The sequence below is a fragment of the Bradyrhizobium lablabi genome, from assembly GCF_900141755.1.
GTDB lineage: Bacteria > Pseudomonadota > Alphaproteobacteria > Rhizobiales > Xanthobacteraceae > Bradyrhizobium > Bradyrhizobium lablabi_A.
In genome coordinates, this window is record NZ_LT670844.1 from 2,374,167 (window position 1) to 2,392,570 (window position 18,404).

The window sequence follows — 18,404 nt, forward strand, 5'->3', positions numbered from 1 at the left end:
GCGGGGAGAGGGTTGGGGTGAGGGGCTCTCTCCACAAATTCAGACTCGCGGAGAGTCCCCCTCACCCGGATTTTGCGCCACGCGCAAAATCCGACCTCTCGCCGCAAGCGGGGCGAGGTAAGAAAGAAATGCCGCCCGCTTTTTAACCATTCCCCCACGTTCCCTCCCCGCCTTTGGCTTTGCAGCCGTCGTCCAAGCCGGATACAAGCAAAACTTCAAACCGAAGCCCTTAAACAAGAAGCCTGGGAGAAGAAACCATGAAGTCAGTTGCAGCCGTATTCGCGGCCGGCCTCGCGCTAGCCGTTTCCGGTGCGGCGAACGCGCAGATTTCCGACGACGTCGTCAAGATCGGCGTGCTTACGGACATGTCGAGCCTCTATGCGGATGCGACCGGCAAGGGCTCGCTGGCCGCCGTGCAGATGGCGGTCGCCGATTACGGCGGCAAGGTCAAAGACAAGCCCATCGAGGTGATCGCCGCCGACCATCAGAACAAGCCGGACGTCGGGGTTGCCATCGCGCGCAGCTGGTACGACAACGACAAGGTGGACGCGATCTTCGACGTGCCGACCTCGTCCGTCGCGCTGCCGGTCTCCGCGCTGACGCGCGAGAAGAACAGGATCCACATCAATTCCGGCGGCGGCAGCTCCGACATCACCGGTGTCGCCTGCTCGCCCAACACCGTGCACTGGACCTACGACACCTACGCGCTCTCGAACGTCGCCGGCAGGGCGATGGTCAAGCGCGGCGAGGACACTTGGTTCTTCGTCACGGCGGATTACGCCTTCGGCATGGCGCTGGAGCGCGATGCCGCCAACGTCGTCAAGGAGAGCGGCGGCAAGGTGCTCGGCGACGTGCGCCATCCGCTCAATTCGTCGGACTTCTCCTCGTTCCTGCTGCAGGCGCAGGCCTCCAAGGCCAAGGTGGTCGCGCTCGCCAATGCCGGCGGCGACACCACCAATGCGCTGAAGCAGGCCTCCGAATTCGGCATCACCGATGGCGGCCAGAAGATGATCGCGCTGTTGCAGGAGATAACCGATACGCACGCGCTCGGCGTCAAGGCGACCCAGGGCCTGATCGTCACCGACGCGTTCTACTGGGACATGAATGACGAGACCCGCGCGTTCTCGAAGCGGTTCATGGACAAGGTCGGTCATATGCCGACCATGATCCAGGCCGGACTCTATTCGGCGACGATGCATTATCTGAAGGCGATCGATGCCATCGGCACGGATGAAGCGCCGAAGGTGATGGCGCAGATGCGCGCCACCCCGATCAACGACTTCTTTGCCAAGAATGGGAAGATCCGCATCGACGGCCGCATGGTCCACGACATGTATCTGTTCGAGGTGAAAAAGCCGGAGGAGTCCAAGGGCGAGTGGGATCTCTACAAGCTGATCGCGACCGTCCCCGGCGACGAAGCCTTCCGTCCGCTCGACAAGGGCGGCTGCCCGCTGGTGAAGACGAATTGAGGTTCTTCGCTTCTCCCTTGCCCCGCCCTTGCGGGGAGAGGGTTGGGGTGAGGGGCTCTTTCCACGCACTCGGACTCGCGGAGACTCCCCCTCACCCGTATTTTTCGCTACGCGTAAAATCCGACCTCTCCCCGCAAGCGGGGCGAGGTAAGAAGCCGCACTCCCGCTGCCTCAATCCTCGTACTTGAACGAGACGTTGAGCTTGGCGCGGTAGGCTTCGATCTTGCCCTTGGCATCGAGTTGCAAATCGAGTTTGACAACTTCGGCGACACGAAGATCCCGGAGGGTTTTCCCGGCCCTTTCCACCGCTGCAGCGGCCGCCTTTTCCCATGAGTCGTTGCTGGTACCGATCAGTTCAATGACTTTGTAGACGCTCTCACTCATGTCGTCCTCCCGTTCGGCATTAGGCAGGAGGCAGGTGCTCCTGCCGGAGGCGAGCCTAGCATGAGTTAAAGCAAAGCGCGCCCGGCAAAGCCGGACGCGCCAGCCGGTTCAGCCGGTCAACCCGGTGATGGCTCAGGTCGAGAATTTGAACTCCGGCATTGCCTTCAGCTCATCCTTGGTCGCGTTGAAGACGGCATGATCCGGGTACCACGGATTGGCCGCCGACGTCGTCGCGGCGCCAGACGTCGTGCTGGTGCTCGAGCCCGTGGTCGTCGATGAAGCCGGCCGGTTGGCTGGTGCATTGGAAGCGCCGGCGCCCGTGTAGGCGACCGGCTGATCGACAAATTTGACCTTCTCGTAGGGAACGGCAACCAGATGGCTGCCCATGCCGAGGAAGCCGCCGACACTGAGCACGATGCCTTGAACCTTCCCGTTTTTGTCCATCAGGAGTTCGTTGATCGAGCCGAGATTCTCGTTGTTGTCATTGTAGACATTCAGCCCAATGATCTTCGAGCCGCGCCAGTCACCCTGGAACGACGAACTTGACGCCGCGGCCGGCGCCATGTTGGCGCGGTCGGTGGTTGTCGTTGGAGTTTGGGCGAACGCCGCGCCCGCAAGCAATGCGGACCCGACCAAACCGACTGCGATATATTTTGCAAACATGTTGTTTTCTCCCTGAGCTTAAACATTGTTCGGAGAAAACCCGGAACGCGATCTGCCGTTCCAGTTCCATATCGCATTTCAACATTGCAACGCATCTTCGTTGCAATGCATCGTCGATGTTGCGAGGTGACGAAGAAAACAAGTGATGAAGAACGCGGATCGCGCCACATTAACAGTCGTCATCCCCGCGCACGCGGGGATCCAGTACGCCGCGGCCCCTCGATCAATCACTGCCGTCTCTGGATACTGGATCGTCCGGTCATAGGCGAGCGGAAGCGACGCCGTCCTTCGGACGGCTATGCCGGACGATGACGGTGGTGATGTCAAGCCCGACGATGACAGTGTTGACGATGACAGTGCTGGTGCGGATGCGCCCTCCGCACGAAGCGCAAATTTCGTGCGCGATCAGAACCCGCCCCAGTAGGGCGGGGTTCCGTAATAGCGATGCAGTTCGGTTTCCTGCGAGCGGTCGCCCCAATCAAAATCCTTGTCGGCGCCGAACGATGGCGCGTGGCGGAGTTCTTCATCGTCGATGTCGAGTTCGTAGGCCTCGAACCTCGGATTGTAGGTCAGCCGCGCCCAGGGCAGCGGCAACAGATTGGTTCCGATGCCGAGGAACCCGCCGAAACTGAGGATCGCGTAGGAAACCTTGCCGCTGATCTTGTCGATCATCAACCGCTCGATGTGACCGATCCGCTCGCCATTCGGCCGGCGCACCGCCGTGCCCTCGACCCGGTCGCTCGCGATCAACTGATGCGGTTTCGCCATGACGTCGATCATCATCACCCTCCCATGGGGTTGGTGAAGTGGAACCAACGCTTGGGCCGTTCCCCGGTTCCATCAGATCGCAATTGAAGTCGGGCTATCGGCTGCCGTCTGCGTGGCCGCCTGGCCGGGAGACGGCAACACGGCGCGAAACTCAACCCCGTGCAGATTGATCGTCGGCATTATTCCGAAATAGTTGCCGCCGAACACCCTGATGCGGCGCTCCAATTCATCCTTTGCAATGTCGAGGGGGATGTTGCAGATCGCGCGATAAGCGCGACGTGAACAGTTCCGGCTGCCCCATTTGATCGGGCGCGTTTGCGGCGGCTCCGGATCGGTCGCAAGCGATTTCGCCATGGACCAGAATAGATGCGCAAGGTGAGCATAAGCCAGTCCCTCCAGGCCAAGGACGGAGATATCGGCTGGAACAGGAAACAGCGCGAGGTCGATAATCGGGCCCGCATCGACCTGTTCGACCATGACGTGAACCGTCGCGCCGAACTCGGTCGCCTGATCGTAAAGAGCAAACTGCGAGGGCGCCCATCCGGGGTAGCGGGGCGGACCGGGATGAAAATTGAAGGCGCCGTAGCCAAGCCGGGCGAGGATGCTCCCCGGCACGATGACGGGCGTCACGAACGCAATCAGCCGGGCCCGCCGCAGCAAATCGGCGTCCAGGGCGGCGAGTTCGGCGCGGGTCCCGACGGGTATCACCGCGAGATGCGGATTGTGCCCACGCAACACCGACGGCAACACGGTCAGCTCGGCCGGACCCGCAAGCAGAACGATGGTGTCGAACATGCGTTCCACGATCTAGTGGCCGCCGTCTGCATGGGTCGGCTTGAGGTCAGGTCTGGTAGTTGATCAGCAGCGCCGAGAACGACGAACTGCTGCCGCTGGCGGAATTGGTGCTGCCGTTTGCGCTGTACAACGACGTCGATGAGGCCGACAGCGAATCCTGCAGCGACTTGATGAACTGCTGCAAAAGATCCGCCGCGCTGGTGGTGCTGGTCGAGCTGCTGGAGCTACTGCCGGACGACGAACTGTCACTGCCGCCGGACGGTGGGGACGGCGGCGGGCCGCCGGCGCCGCCTGGACCACCCGGCCCACCATTGGCGAACGTGGCCTTGAAGACGTTCTGCAGCTCGGTGGCCTGGTCGCTGGTCAGTTTGCCGCTCGACACTTCGCCGGCGATCAGATTGTCGATCTTCGACTTCAGATCGCCGGGCGAAGGCCTTGTGCCGCTGGTCTGATCACTCGCCCGGCTGCTCTGCAGGGAAGAGTCGATTTCGGTCAGCGCGGAGGACAGCGCGCTCTGGTCAGAGGAACTGATGGCGCCGGATTTTACTTCCGCCTGCAGCTCCTCCTGAAGCTTCTGGAGGGGCGAGGTGTAGGTACTGCTGGTGGTCGCTGAGATCGAGGTCATGGTGGCTCCGAAGTGCTTGTGAGACGCCTCGACCGTAGGGTTGAGGTTGTTAACGCGGCCTTTTTATTGCCCTGCCGGCGTGTTGCGCTGTGTTACCTCCGCGAATCCAGAAACATTCCGAAACAAAAATCTCCGGGTAGTGTCCTCGAATCAGGGGCAAAGGGTCCAGATGGCCACCGCATCACCGAACATTCTTGTCGTCGAAGACGACCGCGAGACGCGGGCGCTCATCGCGAAATACCTCCGCAGCAACGCCTGCAACGTGACGACCGCGACCGACGGACGCGAGATGGTCAAGGCGATGGCCGACCATCGCGTCGACCTCTTGATCCTCGACGTCATGCTGCCGGGCGAGGACGGCCTCAGCCTGTGCCGCAAGGTCCGCGCGCAATCGCAGACGCCGATCATCATGCTCACCGCGCGCGGCGAGGACGTCGACCGGATTTTGGGCCTCGAGATGGGCGCCGACGATTATCTGGCAAAACCGTTCAATCCGCGCGAATTATTGGCGCGGATCAACGCCGTGCTGCGCCGGCAGGCGGCGGCGCAGACCGCCAGCGCCATCAACGGCGCGACCGCGCTGACTTTCCTCGGATGGCGGATCGATTTCAGGCTGCGCGAGCTGCGCAATCCGGCCGGAGCGCGGGTCGCCATGACCAGCGCCGAATTTGACCTGCTGCGGACGTTTTGCGAGCGGCCCGGCCGCGTGCTGTCGCGCGACAGTCTGCTCGATCTGACCCAAGGCCGCAGCGCCGGCTCGTTCGAACGCAGTATCGATGTGCTGGTCAGCCGCATCCGCCGCAAGATCGAAACCGATCCGCTGGAACCCACCATGATCAAGACGGTGCGCTCCGGGGGCTACCTGTTCACCCCCACCGTGGACGCGGTGACGATCCCGATCAATGGCTGACCATGAAGCTATCTGGGTTTTTCAACCTGAAAGGGATCAGCGGACAGATCGCGGCGCTGGTGGTGACCTCGATCATCGTCATTCACGTCATCATCACCGCGACCTTCCTGATCCATCGGCCGGACCGGCCCGATCCGGGGATCGACCGCGGCCACGGCCAGCTCGCGGCCGCCGTCCAGCTTCTCGGCGCGGCGCCTGCGGAGGCGCGGCCAAAATTGTTCACCGACATCGCGCGCGCTTTTCCGCAACTGGACATAAGGGATCTTGTCGAAGCCCCCGCGCCCGCCGAGATCGAAGCCGATGACCGCGCGCTGCACAGCCTGCATCGCCGGCTCGGCTCTGGCTACAGGATCTTTTCGCTCGATCCCGAGCACGGCGACCACAAGGTCGGCATCGCGCTGCCCGACGGCGCGATGATTTCCGCTACCTTGCTGCCGGACCAGTGGCAACGTCCGTTCTGGGGCGGACCGTGGATGATGACCTTGCTGTTTGCCGTCATCAGCCTCACGCTGCTTGGGCTGTGGGCGGCCCGCGCCCTGACCGCGCCGCTGTCGTCATTTGCAAAGGCCGCCGAAAATTTCAGCTTGAACGGCGCCGCCTCCCCGCTGCCGGAGCGCGGTCCTGAAGAAATTCGTTCCGTTGCAAAAGCGCTCAATCGGATGCGCGAGCGCATCTCGACCCTGATCGACGACCGCACCAAGATGCTGGCCGCGATCAGTCACGATTTGCGGACGCCGATCACCAGGATGCGACTGCGTTCTGAATTCATCGAGGACGACGCGCACAGAAACCGCATGCTGGGCGATCTCGACCAGATGCGATCGATGCTGGAACAGGTGCTGTCCTTCCTGCGCAACGATCGCAAGCTGGAAGCGATGACGCTGGTCGATATCGCCAGCTCGCTGCAGCTCATCACTGATCAATTCGCCGACATGGGCCACAAGGTCGCTTACGACGGCCCGGCGCACGCGATGGCGACCGTCCGGCCCGACGACCTGCATCGCAGCATCACCAACCTCGTGGAGAACGCGGTCCGGTTCGGCGCCGAGGCCACCATCCGCCTCAGGGTGTCGCCGGATCATCTGACGATCGATGTCGAGGACGATGGTCCCGGCATTTCCGATGCGCGCAAGGATGTCATGCTTGAACCATTCGTGCGCGGCGACGACGCCCGCAATATGGATGAGACGGCAGGCTTCGGCCTCGGGCTGTCGATCGCGCGCGCGATCGTGCTGGCGCATGGCGGCGCATTGTCGCTCAACGACCGGCAGCCGCATGGCTTGATCGTCCGGATTCAGTTACCGGTTCGTCAGCAGGGCCAGCAGTCGGCGGCGTGAAAGCGCAAAGCGGTCAGGCCGCGAGCGGCGTGGAATCGGATTCTTCCTGCTCGAGAATGGCCATCGCCTCGAACTGATAGCCGCAGGCCCGGCAATTCCAGAGATACCAAATGCGGCGCGGGCCGCTCTCGATCCATTCGGGCGCGGCGATCGGCTTGCCGCATTGGGCGCAGGGATTTCCTTGGGGCACATAGCCGAGATTTTCTCGCGCCATCATGCGTCTCCCTTGTGTTTTTTTGTTTGAACGTGAGTTTGGACAGGATTGCTGCCGGATGCGGAGCGCTCCGGTCCGCCTGATCATACACCTTCGGCGGCCTTGAGTCATTTTAACTGCAGCCCATCAATGCAACGACCGCTTGCCATTGAAATGACTCAATGTTGCCCGGCGATTGCAACAATTGGGGTCCTTAAGCGCTCAACCGCTATACCACGCTTGTCCGAGGCCTTACGCGAAATGAAACGCCAGCTATCGCTTGCATCGTTCGCCGCCATCGCGGCGCTGTCGCTTTCGCAACCCGCTTTGGCACAACGCGCCGAATATGATGCGCTGGTCGCCAGCCACGCGAGGGCCAATGGCGTGCCGGAAGCGCTGGTGCATCGCGTGATCGTGCGTGAAAGCCGCTATCAGCCGAGACTGGTCGGACGTGGCGGCACCATCGGGCTGATGCAGATCAAGCTCGCGACCGCGCGCAGCCTTGGCTACACCGGCAGCGCCGAAGGACTACGCGATCCCGACACCAATCTCACCTATGCAGTAAAATATCTCGCCGGCGCCTATCGCGCCGCGAACGGCGATCACAACCGCGCCATGCATTATTACGCTAGCGGCTATTACGAAGCCGCCAAGCGCCAGCGGCACGAACATTTAAGGTACACCGAACCGGTGCTGGCGAGTTCTCCGTCGAAGAGCCCGGCGGACGCCAATGCGCAACAGGTTCCAGCGAAATGACCGTCATGGCCGGGCTTAGCCGTCCGAAGGACGGCGTCGCTTCCGCTCGCCTATGCCCGGCCATCCACGTCTTTGTGTGTTGCAGCAGACAAGACGTGGATGCCCGGGACAAGCCCCGGGCATGACGAAGGGGGGTACGTTGACACTTCCTGCCATCGGCCTACATTGGGCGTGTTCCGAGGGGAGCTCCGATGAGGAGCTGAGAGACCGCACGCTCAAATCCTGTGCAAGGACGCGAGACCGCGGTGACCCTTTGAACCTGATCCGGGTCATGCCGGCGAAGGGACAGGGATGTACCAGAGTTTCAGCGCACGGCGCGGGCAAGGTCCCGTCGCGTCCAGGGGGGAATCCCCCGTTTCCGTGATCGGCGCGGGCATCGCCGGCGCATGGCAGGCATTGTTATTTGCGCAGGCCGGCCACGATGTCACGCTGCATGAGCGCAGCGACGAAGCAATGACGCTCGCCACCAGCCACTGGGCCGGTGGCATGCTGGCGCCCTGGTGCGAGGCCGAGACTTCGGAGCCGGTGATCAGCCGGCTCGGCCTGCGCGCGCTCGACCTGTGGCGGAAGGAATTGCCGGACACCCCGTTCAACGGCTCGCTGGTGGTGGCGCACGCCCGCGACCGCAGCGATTTCGAGCGCTTTGCGAGACTCACGACGAGCCATCAGCGACTGGACGCCAACGCCATCGCAAAACTCGAACCCTCGCTCGAGGGCCGGTTTCGCGAGGCGCTATTCTTTGCCGGCGAAGGCCATGTCGAGCCGCGCCGCGTCTTGCCAAAACTGCATCAGCGGATCATCGCCGCCGGCGGAACGATAAAATTCAACAGCGAGCCGGCGCTCAACGACATCGACGGCATCGTGATCGATTGCCGCGGAATTTCCGCGCGCGACGCCGAGCCCGAGCTGCGCGCCGTCAAGGGCGAACTGATCCTGATCGAATCCTCAGAGGTAAGACTTTCGCGCCCGGTGCGGCTGATCCATCCGCGCTGGCCGCTCTACGTGATCCCGCGCGAGGACAATCTGTTCATGCTGGGGGCGACCTCGATCGAGGCCGAGGACACCGGCGTCAGCGTCCGCTCCGCGCTGGAGCTTTTGGGCGCCGCCTATGCGGTGCATCCGGCGTTCGCCGAAGCGCGCATCGTCGAATTCGGCTCAGGGCTACGCCCGGCATTCCCCGACAATCTGCCGCGCATCGCGGTTCAGAACGAGCGCATCGCCGTGAACGGCCTCTATCGCCACGGTTTTCTGATCGCGCCGGCGCTGGCGGAATTGACGCTCGCTTATGTCGAGCGCGGCCAGATCGACAATGAGGTGATGCAATGCGCGTGATGGTCAATGGCGAGGCGCGGGAGATTGTTTCGACACGCGTCGACGCGCTGCTCTCCGAACTCGAATACGAAGGCGCGCATTTTGCCATCGCGCTGAATTACGACGTGCTGCCGCGGAGCAAGTGGGCGGAGACGCGGCTGAACAGCGGCGACGAGATCGAGATCATCACGCCAAGGCAGGGAGGGTGAGGATGCTGGCGTCGGCATTCGAGCTTTCTCTTACCTCGCCCCGCTTGCGGGGAGAGGTCGGAGACGGCGCGCAGCGGCGTCTCCGGGTGAGGGGGACCCTCCGCGAGTCCTCCCTTGCCGAGAGGCCCCTCACCCCAACCCTCTCCCCGCAAGAGCGGGGCGAGGGAGCGCAGCGCCGTCCGGAGAAGGATAAATGCTGAAATTCTACGACCGCGAATTTTCTTCCCGCCTCTTGATCGGCAGCGCGCTGTATCCGTCGCCCGCGATCATGCAAGGCGCGATCCGGGCCTCAGGCGCGCAGATCGTCACGGTGTCGCTGCGGCGGGAGGCCGCCGGCGGCAAAACTGGGGACGCGTTCTGGTCGCTGATCCGCGAGCTCGATGTCACCGTGCTGCCAAACACCGCAGGCTGCCGCAGCGTGCGCGAGGCCGTAACCACCGCAAAACTCGCGCGCGAATTATTTGCCACTTCCTGGATCAAGCTCGAGGTGATCGCCGACAACGACACGCTGCAGCCCGACGTGGTCGGGCTGGTCGAAGCCGCCGCCATCCTGATCAAGGACGGCTTTGAGGTGTTCCCCTATTGCACCGAAGATTTGAGCGTCGCGATGCGGCTCGTCGATGCCGGCTGCAAAGTGGTGATGCCGTGGGCGGCGCCGATCGGCAGCGCCAAGGGCATCATCAACCCCGATGCGCTGAGATTGCTGCGCGACCGGCTGTCCGATATCACGCTGGTGGTCGATGCCGGTTTGGGCGCGCCGTCGCACGCGGCGCAGGCGCTCGAACTCGGTTACGACGCCGTGCTGCTCAATACGGGAATCGCAAAGGCCGCCGACCCCGTGGCGATGGCGAATGCGTTTCGCCTCGGCGTCGAGGCCGGCCGCGCGGCTTACGAAGCCGGGCTGATGGAAGCCCGCGATTTTGCCTCTCCTTCAACCCCTGTCGTTGGGACCCCGTTCTGGCATGCCGTATCCTGATCGCTACGCGTATCCTGATCGCTTTTATCCCGTGGTGGACAGCCTCGATTGGGTCGCGCGCCTGACCAAACTCGGCGTCGGCACGATCCAGTTGCGTTCGAAAAATCTCGATGACGCCCAGTCATTGCAGATCGTCAGCGATGCGCTCGAGGTGACAAAGGGCACGCCGACAAAACTCGTGGTCAATGATTATTGGCGCGCCGCGATTGTCGCCGGCGCCAAACATCTGCATCTCGGCCAGGAAGATCTGGTCGACGCCGACGTCAAGGCGATCCGCGACGCCGGGCTGACGCTCGGCATCTCGACCCACGACGATGCGGAGCTCGAGACGGCATTGCGTGCCGACCCCGACTACATCGCGCTGGGGCCGATTTTCCCGACCACGCTGAAATCGATGCGGTTCGCGCCGCAGGGCATCCCAAAGATCACGGAATGGAAGAAGCGCGTCGGCGACATTCCGCTGGTCGCGATCGGCGGCATCAAATTCGAACAGGCGCGCGAGATTTTTGCCGCCGGCGCCGATTCCATCGCGGTCGTCAGCGACATCACGCAACATCCCGATCCCGACGCGCGCGTGCGCGCCTGGCTCGGGCGGGACGCGGAGGCTGCGTGATGATTCCATCCCCGTCATTGCGAGGAGCACTTGCGACGAAGCAATCCATCTCTCCATTCGCGCGGCTGCCAGTGGATTGCTTCGCTGCGCTCGCAATGACGATCAAAATGCAAAGCAGCGATAAACAGTTTCAAAGGAGGACCCCATGAACATTCGCTCTAATCCCGACACCACGCTTCCCGCCGTCACGACAGGCCCGCTGCCCTCGTCGCGCAAGATTTTTGTGACGCCGGACGAGGCGCCGGATGTGCGCGTGCCGCTGCGCGAGATCATGTTGAGCGAGGGCGCCGGCGAGCCGAACCTGCCGGTGTATGACACTTCGGGTCCCTATACCGATCCGGCCGTCACGATCGACGTCAATGCCGGGCTGGCGCGCGCGCGTATCGAATGGGTCAAGGAGCGCGGCGGCGTCGAGGAATATCAGGGACGCGAGATCAAGCCGGAGGACAACGGCAACGTCGGCGCGTCGCACGCCGCAAAATCGTTCAATGCCCATCACAAACCGCTGCGCGGGCTCGACGGCCACAAGATCACCCAGCTCGAATTCGCCCGCGCCGGCATCATCACCAAGGAGGTGATCTACGTCGCCAACCGCGAGAATCTCGGCCGCAAGGTTCAGCTCGAACGCGCGGAAGCCGCCCTTGCCGACGGTGAAAGCTTTGGCGCATCGCTGCCCGCTTTCATCACGCCCGAATTCGTACGCTCCGAGATCGCGCGCGGCCGCGCCATCATCCCCTGCAACATCAACCATGGCGAACTCGAGCCGATGATCATCGGCCGCAACTTTTTGACAAAAATCAACGCCAATATCGGCAACTCCGCGGTGACGTCCTCGGTCGAGGAAGAAGTCGACAAGATGGTGTGGGCGATCCGCTGGGGCGCCGACACCGTGATGGACCTCTCCACGGGCCGCAACATCCACACCACCCGCGAATGGATCTTGCGAAATGCGCCGATCCCGATCGGCACCGTTCCGATTTATCAGGCGCTGGAGAAGTGCGAAGGCGATCCCGTAAAACTGACCTGGGAGCTCTACAAGGACACGCTGATCGAGCAGTGCGAACAGGGCGTCGATTATTTCACCATCCATGCCGGCGTGCGGCTGCCTTATATCCACTTAACCGCCAACCGCGTCACCGGTATCGTCTCGCGCGGCGGCTCGATCATGGCGAAGTGGTGCCTGGCGCATCACAAGGAAAGCTTTCTCTATACGAAGTTCGACGAGATCTGCGACCTGATGCGCAAATACGACGTGTCGTTCTCGCTCGGCGACGGCCTGCGTCCCGGCTCGATCGCGGACGCCAACGACCGCGCGCAATTCGCGGAGCTCGAGACGCTCGGCGAACTGACAAAGATCGCGTGGGACAAGGGCTGCCAGGTGATGATCGAAGGCCCCGGCCATGTGCCGATGCACAAGATCAAGATCAACATGGACAAGCAGCTTAAAGAGTGCGGCGAGGCGCCGTTCTATACCCTGGGGCCGCTGACCACCGACATCGCGCCGGGCTACGACCACATCACGTCAGGCATCGGTGCCGCCATGATCGGCTGGTTCGGCTGCGCGATGCTGTGTTATGTGACGCCGAAGGAGCATCTCGGGCTGCCCGACCGCAACGACGTCAAGACCGGCGTCATCACCTACAAGATCGCCGCCCACGCGAGCGATCTGGCAAAAGGCCACCCCGCCGCGCAACTGCGCGACGACGCGCTTTCCCGCGCGCGGTTCGACTTCCGCTGGATGGACCAGTTCAACCTCGGCCTCGATCCCGAGACCGCAAAACTGTTCCACGACGAGACCTTGCCGAAGGAAGCCCACAAGGTCGCCCATTTCTGCTCGATGTGCGGCCCCAAATTCTGCTCGATGAAGATCACCCAGGACGTGCGGGATTACGCGGCGACGCTGAACGATCCGGCGGCGGTGGGGATGAGCGTGGCCGGCACCATTGAGGATGGAATGGCGCAGATGTCGGCCAAGTTCAAGGAGATGGGGAGCAACGTGTATCTGGATGCGGAGAAGGTGAAGGAGAGTAATCGGGTGCTCTAATGCGTTCAGTCCAATATGCGGCAGCGCGGGGATTTCTCAGCGCTGTCGCTTCGCCTAGACTAGACTAGACTAGAGTCTCTTTTTGTTCGTTGGCTTTGTCGCCAACAAGGCGGAATATGGTTGTCCAGGAGGCGATGATCCCATTTTCTGGAACAATGGAATATGGTTCTCCGTTTGTAAAGAAATGTTGCGTAATTCCCCCGAAAGCATCTGGGGCGAAGGGATGCTTTGCATTTGGATTATGGAAAATCTGGAGTTCGTCGGACCAATTTTCTTTGTATTCGGTGTCGTTGACTTCAAGGCTGAATACTTTGGGAACGACCGCATTGGGATCTGAATCATAGGAAATCCCGATGCGAAAGTAGCTGTGATCTGGCGGTGCAAATCCGGCCGCGACTCCCATGCGATCGAATTTGGCCAATGTTCCGGCGTTTGAAAAAAGGACGGCAGACACGTTTTCCGAACCTGGCAGATCAAAGAATCCCGTTGGTATCACTTTTCCCCTGTAATGGTGGTCGGGATTCTTAACGGCCTTTATGATCAACTTTCCTTCGACCCTTTCCCAATCTACGCGATGCCCATACAAATAGGGCCACAGCGCTGAATGCGTGTAAGTCATCGACCCAACTTCCTCTTTCGAGCCAGGAATGTGAAAGTCGGCGATCGCTAGGATGAATGGCTTGTTTGCCGTGTCTCCACGCTCCCAATAGCTTTCTCCGTCCTTATTCTTCTTGTTCAATTTACTCGTCAGGCTAGAGCCGAATTTCATCGGCATATAGTGGGCCAGAAACTCTCGCATCTCATCCGGTGTCTTTGGGTCTGGATGTGCTGCTAGCGGGCCATCCTTTGAAGGTCCTACGGTTGTGGCCTCGACGGTGAACTCCATACCCGGTGCTCGGCATAGAAAGTCCGGCGCCTCCGGTTGCTTTATGTCAAAGCCCAACTCGCGAAATGTCGCCCAAAGATATAGTTCCCAAAGTCGTTGATCGAATTGCTTGAATTGAAATTCACTGACGAAGTGTGGATCGCTGGGCGCGAGCCACGGACCGATTTCCCTAAGAACGGCACGCGCCGGAGCTCTTCCCGATTCCTCTAGTAATATTTTGAAATATGGGTGCAGCTTAGTCCTATCAACTGTCGAAGGCACATAAAGCAAATCGAAGGGTTCGTTAGGCTCGTCCGCTTGAAACCCAAGTTCCGCAAGATTTGGGTCTTCAAGCGCCGTGGCTATCCGCTCACGAATTCCTCTTGTCGCATACGACTCATTTCGTAGGCTTGCTTGCACGTCTATACAACGGAATCTGCCAATCCGATCGCGGGCCAGCAGTATCCACCCGTAATCGTCATCGACTAGGTCACGAAAGACCATCCCCAATAGCCGCTCGTCAGCGTCCGACCAATACGTAAGTTCTTCAGAGATCATTCGCGAAAAAGATAAACGAGTGCCCATCGCGTAAATGTCAAAGCGTGCCGCAGTTAAGGGCCGACTGAGACCCTCGCGCTTCACGCGGATTTTTGCTTTGCGGCTCGCTTCGCCCATCGTGGCCTTTAACCCCAACGAATGATCCTCGAAACTAAGATAGCAAAAGGCCCGCTCTACGCAGCTGCGGAGCGGGCCTTCCGTATAGGGTGAGGGATTCGAACCCTCGAGACCCTTGCGGGTCTACCTCCGTATCAAGGAGGCGCCATCAGCCACTCATGCCAACCCTCCACCATCTTAGATAGTATGCGCGCAGCTATCTGCAAGAGAGTTAAAATAAGTTCGTGATCCCAATAATTTACGAGTAGGACACGTCTAGCGCGTTGAGCCGATTGGTGCAGCGTCATCCGGCCATTTTCCGTCCTCCTCCGGCGACGACGGCGCTATACTCTCCCGCCTCAAACTGAGAGGTACCCCTATGGCCCTCATCGAACATTTCGCCGCTCCCGCCGGTCCCACCACGCCGCCGCTGTCGTTTGCGATGCGGGCCGGCGACTTGCTGGTTGTCTCTGGCATTCCCGGCTTTGACGCCGACGGCGCTATACCGGAGACCTTTGAGGCGCAGTTCGGGTTTGTGGTGCGTAACATCAAGCGAGCGTAGCCCGGATGAGCGCAGCGATATCCGGGGATGGCGGAAATCCCCATATCGCCAAGCTCATGCGGGCCACTCGCGCTCTAGTTAATTGGAGTCAGCAAAAAACAACTCATCAATTCGGCAGGCAGCCTTGAAAATCAGCCCCATCAGGTCCCCTTGATCTGCAGCTTCAGCGAAGGTTTTACCGACCCCTAGCGCACTTAATAGGGCCTCCAGTTTCGCTGTCGTCTTCCTGACTCCCGTGACCCCTTGGGCGAAGAGAGCCGCCTCTTCTGCAGTAGTAGGGAGAGAAACTACTCCTTTGGCGATGTCGTCCCTCCACCGTTTAGATGCTTTGGTGACGGCCTTCGCAAAGGCCGACTTCTGTTCGTCCAATCGATCAACAAGAATTTTTTTCTTGCCCTTTTGCGCGACCTTTAGTGCGTCAACCAGCGGTGCAATTTCTTTGTTCGACTTCTTGCACATCCGCGCATAATAGAAGATCGGTAACCACATTCTTGACTGAGCTAGGCCGGCGTATATGTATTCAATTGGGTTATCCACTTTCTCCTGTTTGAGAAATTTGTCGAGAATGCTTTCCTGAAATATAGCCGCATGAGCAACTATTGTGGTCGTTGGACCTTTGACGGTAACCGGAGCGACCTCGCCGACAAGCTTCAAGGTGGGTGCTCCGAGTTTCTCTTCGAATTCACCCTCTTTGATGAACTTTAGGTTCTCGGCTAACTTTTGATCGATGAGAATTGAATGTCCTCCGTCTTCGAGCACATTTCTGTGCGTATCGAGGATCATTGCGTGTCTGGTGCCAATGTCAGCGATTCGTCCGGCCGCCTGTGCAAGCGCCGATTGAGCCAACCGGTCTCGTTCATCGAGCATAGCTCGAAGATCTCCAAATTTAATGCGAGATGATTGACCAGGATAACGGAAAAGAATTTCGCCCTCGTTCAACCCATCCCCATCTCGGTAAACGATGACTGGAGGATTTAGATACTTGGCGACCTGCAAAAACCCTACCAACAATCCGTCAAAATCAATTGTATCCTTGGCAACGATCGTCGGCGTAGGCGAGAGATGAGCCTTTAGCTTATCGACGATCTGCACAATATCTGTCTTGGAAAACTCCTCCCCAATGCCCTCAACCTTAAAGCCAGTGTTGGAAACACCGAAAAAGATGTGGCCTCCCTTATTGTTCGCGAGTGCGGCGACGGCCTTAACAATCGCGGTCATCTTCTTGGGATCAAAATCTTTCTTGCACTCGCAACTTTCGTGCTCGCCGCCCTCAAGGCTCCACGTACCGTCGTTCGATTTGCGAAAGAGCGCTCTTGCTCTTTCTCCAATCGTGCGTTCGATCTTTTTGCCTCTTGTGCTTTTCGAAGATTCATCAAAGGATCGAAGGAAAGCTTCTAGCTCGTCGTCAGAGGTGGCGGTTATCTGACTCGAATTGCTGTACGATCCGGATCGAATAGTCGAAATACGACCCGTGTTGACAGGACGCTCGGGCCGATTGAAGAAGAACTGAATATCTTTGTTTTTCAATCCGCGAGCCAGCATCGCTTTAATCAGTGCGATTTCCCGCTCTGTAATGCTCCGAGTCTTCAATTTGGACCATACTATTTCGGTTAAATTCGGCAGACACAACTCTGGAGAGAGTACACCACTGAGCCTTCATAGGGAAGGCAGGAAGGATTAAGCTTTCCCTTTGCTAGCCCGTAGGATGGTTGAACCCTTGCGAAACCCATTGCCTGTCGCGATTGTCACGATGGGTTTCGCTTCCGCCTTCCCTCGTTGAACTTCGGCGGACGAGATCGCTCAACCCACCCTACAGACCTCGTCACTTGCCTTGCCCTCATACGCCTTGACAGATACGGGTGGCTCAACGGACGCTCGAAGCAAGCCTTCCTGCAAACGAGATCGACGTGAGAAACTTTTCCGCTGTTGTTGCGATCGGCCTGCTCGGTGCCTCGGCCATCCCATCGCGCGCCGAAAGCCCGGTGCCTTCGTCATTCACCGTGATCTCGCCGGTGTTCGGGCAGTTGGTGCGGTATTCGATGCCGGCAAAAATTCGTCACGGCGTCCGAGAACACCGAGGAGAATTTCTATATTCGTGAAGCCGTGCTCAAGGACGAAACGGGCAATGCGTGGACGCAAATGATCACGGTCACCGGCTCCAGGGGAATGGCGACATCAGCCAATTTCTCGCCGCAAAAACTCGCGGCGTCGATCGCGCTGGGTTTCAAGAAGGCCTGTCCTGAAAGCTTCGTCGTCAAGGATCTTGGGGAAACAAAACTCGGCGATCAGGATGCCTATCTCGCGGTGGCAAGTTGCGGCAAGGTCAATTCGAGCGCGGACGGACACAGCGAAACCGCGCTGATCGTTGCTGTGAGGGGCACCTCCGATGCCTACACGATCCAGTGGGCCGAGCGCACGCCGCAGGCGTCATTGCCGCCTGGGATCAACGAGGCGATGTGGCGGGAGCGGCTGCGCGAGTTGATGCCGATCCGGCTGTGCGCGATCGTGCCGGGTGAAGCCGCGCCCTATCCAAGCTGCCTGCAGGGGAAATAGCGCGCACCTTTGCACGGCCTTGCCCGCAGCCCGTGAGTTCGCAGGGCGGATTGGCAAAGCGTAATCCGCCAACCTGTGCCTCCATAGCTGCTCTTGCGATAGGAAGACTCGGACCTCATCCTGAGGAGCTTGCGAAGCAAGCGTCTCGAAGGATGGACGTAACATATGGACTCGCGGCCATCCTTCGAGACGCCACGCTGCGCGTGGCTCCTCAGGATGAGGTCGGAGATAAGTTCGCTCATCCTCGCGCAAGCGAAGTCGTGACGCGCCGAGCCGCGACAAAACACCACGACGGGCAAATTTCCGCTTAACCCGTCGGGCAAATCAGTGATTTAGCTTCGCGTGTCTCACCCGATGAGAGGGGCGGGTCGCGATCGTCACGAACGCGCGGTGGGATGCGGTGGACGCGAAAGCGGCGAATGACGAACGCTGTTGTCGCGGACGGCGAAGCCGTGTGGTCCTGGCGCCCCGACGCTGGCGTCAAGTTCTTGAGAAGCAAGCTTCTCAGGGATGACGGTGGCAAGAAAGCCCGGTCACCGGGGAGAGCACGGAATAAGCCGGTAAACCACCGCGCAGGGAAAGCCGGATTGCCTCCGCTGAACCTGTATGCTCGTGTGCGTTTTTTGTGCATTTTTGCACACGAGACCGCGGGTGCAGCGCGCACCCGGCTTTCCCTGCGCCCTCTTGTTCATTGAGAGGGTGCAAATTGACGCAAAG

The 18,404-nt window shown here is 60.1% G+C and carries 19 protein-coding genes, 1 tRNA gene, 1 pseudogene and 1 riboswitch; of the genes and pseudogenes, 12 read left to right on the forward strand and 9 right to left on the reverse strand.

The window, feature by feature from the left end; genetic code table 11:
* The first annotated feature begins 257 nt into the window (after positions 1–257).
* Positions 258–1,469 (forward strand): ABC transporter substrate-binding protein, encoded by a 1,212-nt coding sequence (locus tag B5526_RS11040; RefSeq protein ID WP_079538218.1) that lies wholly within the window; start codon positions 258–260, stop codon positions 1,467–1,469.
* Positions 1,470–1,640: 171 nt separating this feature from the next.
* On the opposite strand, the gene B5526_RS11045 is transcribed toward B5526_RS11040, so the two are convergent.
* The 5 genes from B5526_RS11045 to B5526_RS11065 form a co-directional block, all read right to left on the reverse strand.
* Entirely contained in the window at positions 1,641–1,853 is a 213-nt protein-coding gene (locus B5526_RS11045; RefSeq protein ID WP_079538219.1) for a dodecin family protein, read from the reverse strand.
* 132 nt (positions 1,854–1,985) lie between these two features.
* On the reverse strand, positions 1,986–2,516 hold the full coding sequence (locus B5526_RS11050) for a PRC-barrel domain-containing protein (RefSeq protein ID WP_079538220.1): 531 nt from the start codon (positions 2,514–2,516) through the stop codon (positions 1,986–1,988).
* A gap of 405 nt (positions 2,517–2,921) precedes the next feature.
* Positions 2,922–3,296 (reverse strand): PRC-barrel domain-containing protein, encoded by a 375-nt coding sequence (locus tag B5526_RS11055; RefSeq protein ID WP_244562269.1) that lies wholly within the window; start codon positions 3,294–3,296, stop codon positions 2,922–2,924.
* 60 nt (positions 3,297–3,356) lie between these two features.
* Entirely contained in the window at positions 3,357–4,079 is a 723-nt protein-coding gene (locus tag B5526_RS11060; RefSeq protein ID WP_079538222.1) for a formyltransferase family protein, read from the reverse strand.
* 46 nt (positions 4,080–4,125) lie between these two features.
* A complete protein-coding gene (locus tag B5526_RS11065; RefSeq protein WP_079538223.1) occupies positions 4,126–4,704 on the reverse strand; it encodes a hypothetical protein in 579 nt (192 codons plus the stop codon).
* A gap of 169 nt (positions 4,705–4,873) precedes the next feature.
* Between B5526_RS11065 and B5526_RS11070 the strand changes: the two genes are divergently transcribed.
* Positions 4,874–5,614 carry a response regulator gene (locus B5526_RS11070; RefSeq protein WP_079538224.1) on the forward strand — a complete coding sequence of 247 codons (741 nt, stop codon included), beginning with the start codon at positions 4,874–4,876 and terminating at the stop codon, positions 5,612–5,614.
* Positions 5,615–5,616: 2 nt separating this feature from the next.
* A complete protein-coding gene (locus tag B5526_RS11075; protein ID WP_079538225.1) occupies positions 5,617–6,951 on the forward strand; it encodes an ATP-binding protein in 1,335 nt (444 codons plus the stop codon).
* Positions 6,952–6,964: 13 nt separating this feature from the next.
* Here the strand turns inward: B5526_RS11075 and B5526_RS11080 are convergent, their stop codons facing one another.
* Positions 6,965–7,165, reverse strand: a complete 201-nt coding sequence (locus tag B5526_RS11080) for a hypothetical protein (protein ID WP_079544910.1) — start codon at positions 7,163–7,165, stop codon at positions 6,965–6,967.
* Between the two features lie 240 nt (positions 7,166–7,405).
* On the opposite strand from B5526_RS11080, the gene B5526_RS11085 reads away from it, so the two are divergent.
* The 6 genes from B5526_RS11085 to thiC all read left to right on the forward strand — a co-directional run bounded on the left by B5526_RS11085 (position 7,406) and on the right by thiC (position 13,053).
* Positions 7,406–7,900 (forward strand): lytic transglycosylase domain-containing protein, encoded by a 495-nt coding sequence (locus B5526_RS11085; protein ID WP_079538226.1) that lies wholly within the window; start codon positions 7,406–7,408, stop codon positions 7,898–7,900.
* A 169-nt stretch (positions 7,901–8,069) separates the two neighbouring features.
* Positions 8,070–8,204: riboswitch (TPP riboswitch) on the forward strand.
* Positions 8,192–9,232, forward strand: coding sequence for an FAD-dependent oxidoreductase (locus tag B5526_RS11090; protein ID WP_079538227.1), 1,041 nt, complete (start codon positions 8,192–8,194; stop codon positions 9,230–9,232). It overlaps the preceding riboswitch by 13 nt.
* Positions 9,223–9,420, forward strand: a complete 198-nt coding sequence (gene thiS / locus B5526_RS11095; RefSeq protein ID WP_079538228.1) for a sulfur carrier protein ThiS — start codon at positions 9,223–9,225, stop codon at positions 9,418–9,420. The genes B5526_RS11090 and thiS overlap by 10 nt, the downstream gene beginning before the upstream one ends.
* A 193-nt stretch (positions 9,421–9,613) precedes the next feature.
* The gene (locus B5526_RS11105) at positions 9,614–10,396 is read left to right on the forward strand and encodes a thiazole synthase (protein ID WP_079538230.1); all 783 of its coding nucleotides are present in this window, start codon (positions 9,614–9,616) and stop codon (positions 10,394–10,396) included.
* Entirely contained in the window at positions 10,383–11,009 is a 627-nt protein-coding gene (locus B5526_RS11110) for a thiamine phosphate synthase (RefSeq protein WP_079538231.1), read from the forward strand. Before B5526_RS11105 ends, B5526_RS11110 begins: the two co-directional genes overlap by 14 nt.
* 145 nt (positions 11,010–11,154) lie before the next feature.
* Positions 11,155–13,053 carry a phosphomethylpyrimidine synthase ThiC gene (thiC, locus tag B5526_RS11115; RefSeq protein ID WP_079538232.1) on the forward strand — a complete coding sequence of 633 codons (1,899 nt, stop codon included), beginning with the start codon at positions 11,155–11,157 and terminating at the stop codon, positions 13,051–13,053.
* A gap of 64 nt (positions 13,054–13,117) precedes the next feature.
* Here the strand turns inward: thiC and B5526_RS11120 are convergent, their stop codons facing one another.
* Both B5526_RS11120 and B5526_RS11125 read right to left on the reverse strand, forming a co-directional pair.
* Positions 13,118–14,593, reverse strand: coding sequence for a hypothetical protein (locus B5526_RS11120; RefSeq protein ID WP_079538233.1), 1,476 nt, complete (start codon positions 14,591–14,593; stop codon positions 13,118–13,120).
* An 83-nt stretch (positions 14,594–14,676) separates the two neighbouring features.
* Positions 14,677–14,764, reverse strand: a tRNA-Ile gene (locus tag B5526_RS11125).
* A gap of 187 nt (positions 14,765–14,951) precedes the next feature.
* On the opposite strand from B5526_RS11125, the pseudogene B5526_RS11130 reads away from it, so the two are divergent.
* Positions 14,952–15,128: pseudogene (locus B5526_RS11130) on the forward strand (RidA family protein); the annotation flags it as partial.
* An 84-nt stretch (positions 15,129–15,212) separates the two neighbouring features.
* Here B5526_RS11130 and B5526_RS11135 read toward each other — a convergent pair.
* Positions 15,213–16,676: an AlbA family DNA-binding domain-containing protein gene (locus tag B5526_RS11135; RefSeq protein WP_154071257.1), complete on the reverse strand. Its 1,464-nt coding sequence runs from the start codon at positions 16,674–16,676 to the stop codon at positions 15,213–15,215.
* A gap of 365 nt (positions 16,677–17,041) precedes the next feature.
* Between B5526_RS11135 and B5526_RS38960 the strand changes: the two genes are divergently transcribed.
* The gene (locus B5526_RS38960; RefSeq protein ID WP_244562270.1) at positions 17,042–17,233 is read left to right on the forward strand and encodes a hypothetical protein; all 192 of its coding nucleotides are present in this window, start codon (positions 17,042–17,044) and stop codon (positions 17,231–17,233) included.
* Between the two features lie 40 nt (positions 17,234–17,273).
* A complete protein-coding gene (locus B5526_RS38965) occupies positions 17,274–17,687 on the forward strand; it encodes a hypothetical protein (protein ID WP_244562271.1) in 414 nt (137 codons plus the stop codon).
* The last annotated feature ends 717 nt before the right edge of the window (positions 17,688–18,404 follow it).

Bases quoted from the DNA above. Each gene is read 5' to 3' on its own strand.
- B5526_RS11045 (WP_079538219.1), bottom strand. From the start codon at position 1,853: ATGAGTGAGAGCGTCTACAAAGTCATTGAACTGATCGGTACCAGCAAC.
- B5526_RS11075 (WP_079538225.1), top strand. From the start codon at position 5,617: ATGAAGCTATCTGGGTTTTTCAACCTGAAAGGGATCAGCGGACAGATC.
- B5526_RS11085 (WP_079538226.1), top strand. From the start codon at position 7,406: ATGAAACGCCAGCTATCGCTTGCATCGTTCGCCGCCATCGCGGCGCTG.
- B5526_RS11090 (WP_079538227.1), top strand. From the start codon at position 8,192: ATGTACCAGAGTTTCAGCGCACGGCGCGGGCAAGGTCCCGTCGCGTCC.
- B5526_RS11060 (WP_079538222.1), bottom strand. From the start codon at position 4,079: ATGTTCGACACCATCGTTCTGCTTGCGGGTCCGGCCGAGCTGACCGTG.
- B5526_RS11110 (WP_079538231.1), top strand. From the start codon at position 10,383: ATGCCGTATCCTGATCGCTACGCGTATCCTGATCGCTTTTATCCCGTG.
- B5526_RS11135 (WP_154071257.1), bottom strand. From the start codon at position 16,676: ATGCTGGCTCGCGGATTGAAAAACAAAGATATTCAGTTCTTCTTCAAT.
- thiC (WP_079538232.1), top strand. From the start codon at position 11,155: ATGAACATTCGCTCTAATCCCGACACCACGCTTCCCGCCGTCACGACA.
- B5526_RS11080 (WP_079544910.1), bottom strand. From the start codon at position 7,165: ATGGCGCGAGAAAATCTCGGCTATGTGCCCCAAGGAAATCCCTGCGCC.
- B5526_RS11120 (WP_079538233.1), bottom strand. From the start codon at position 14,593: ATGGGCGAAGCGAGCCGCAAAGCAAAAATCCGCGTGAAGCGCGAGGGT.
- B5526_RS11040 (WP_079538218.1), top strand. From the start codon at position 258: ATGAAGTCAGTTGCAGCCGTATTCGCGGCCGGCCTCGCGCTAGCCGTT.
- B5526_RS11065 (WP_079538223.1), bottom strand. From the start codon at position 4,704: ATGACCTCGATCTCAGCGACCACCAGCAGTACCTACACCTCGCCCCTC.
- B5526_RS11105 (WP_079538230.1), top strand. From the start codon at position 9,614: ATGCTGAAATTCTACGACCGCGAATTTTCTTCCCGCCTCTTGATCGGC.
- B5526_RS11055 (WP_244562269.1), bottom strand. From the start codon at position 3,296: ATGATCGACGTCATGGCGAAACCGCATCAGTTGATCGCGAGCGACCGG.
- B5526_RS38965 (WP_244562271.1), top strand. From the start codon at position 17,274: ATGATCACGGTCACCGGCTCCAGGGGAATGGCGACATCAGCCAATTTC.
- B5526_RS11070 (WP_079538224.1), top strand. From the start codon at position 4,874: ATGGCCACCGCATCACCGAACATTCTTGTCGTCGAAGACGACCGCGAG.
- thiS (WP_079538228.1), top strand. From the start codon at position 9,223: ATGCGCGTGATGGTCAATGGCGAGGCGCGGGAGATTGTTTCGACACGC.
- B5526_RS11050 (WP_079538220.1), bottom strand. From the start codon at position 2,516: ATGTTTGCAAAATATATCGCAGTCGGTTTGGTCGGGTCCGCATTGCTT.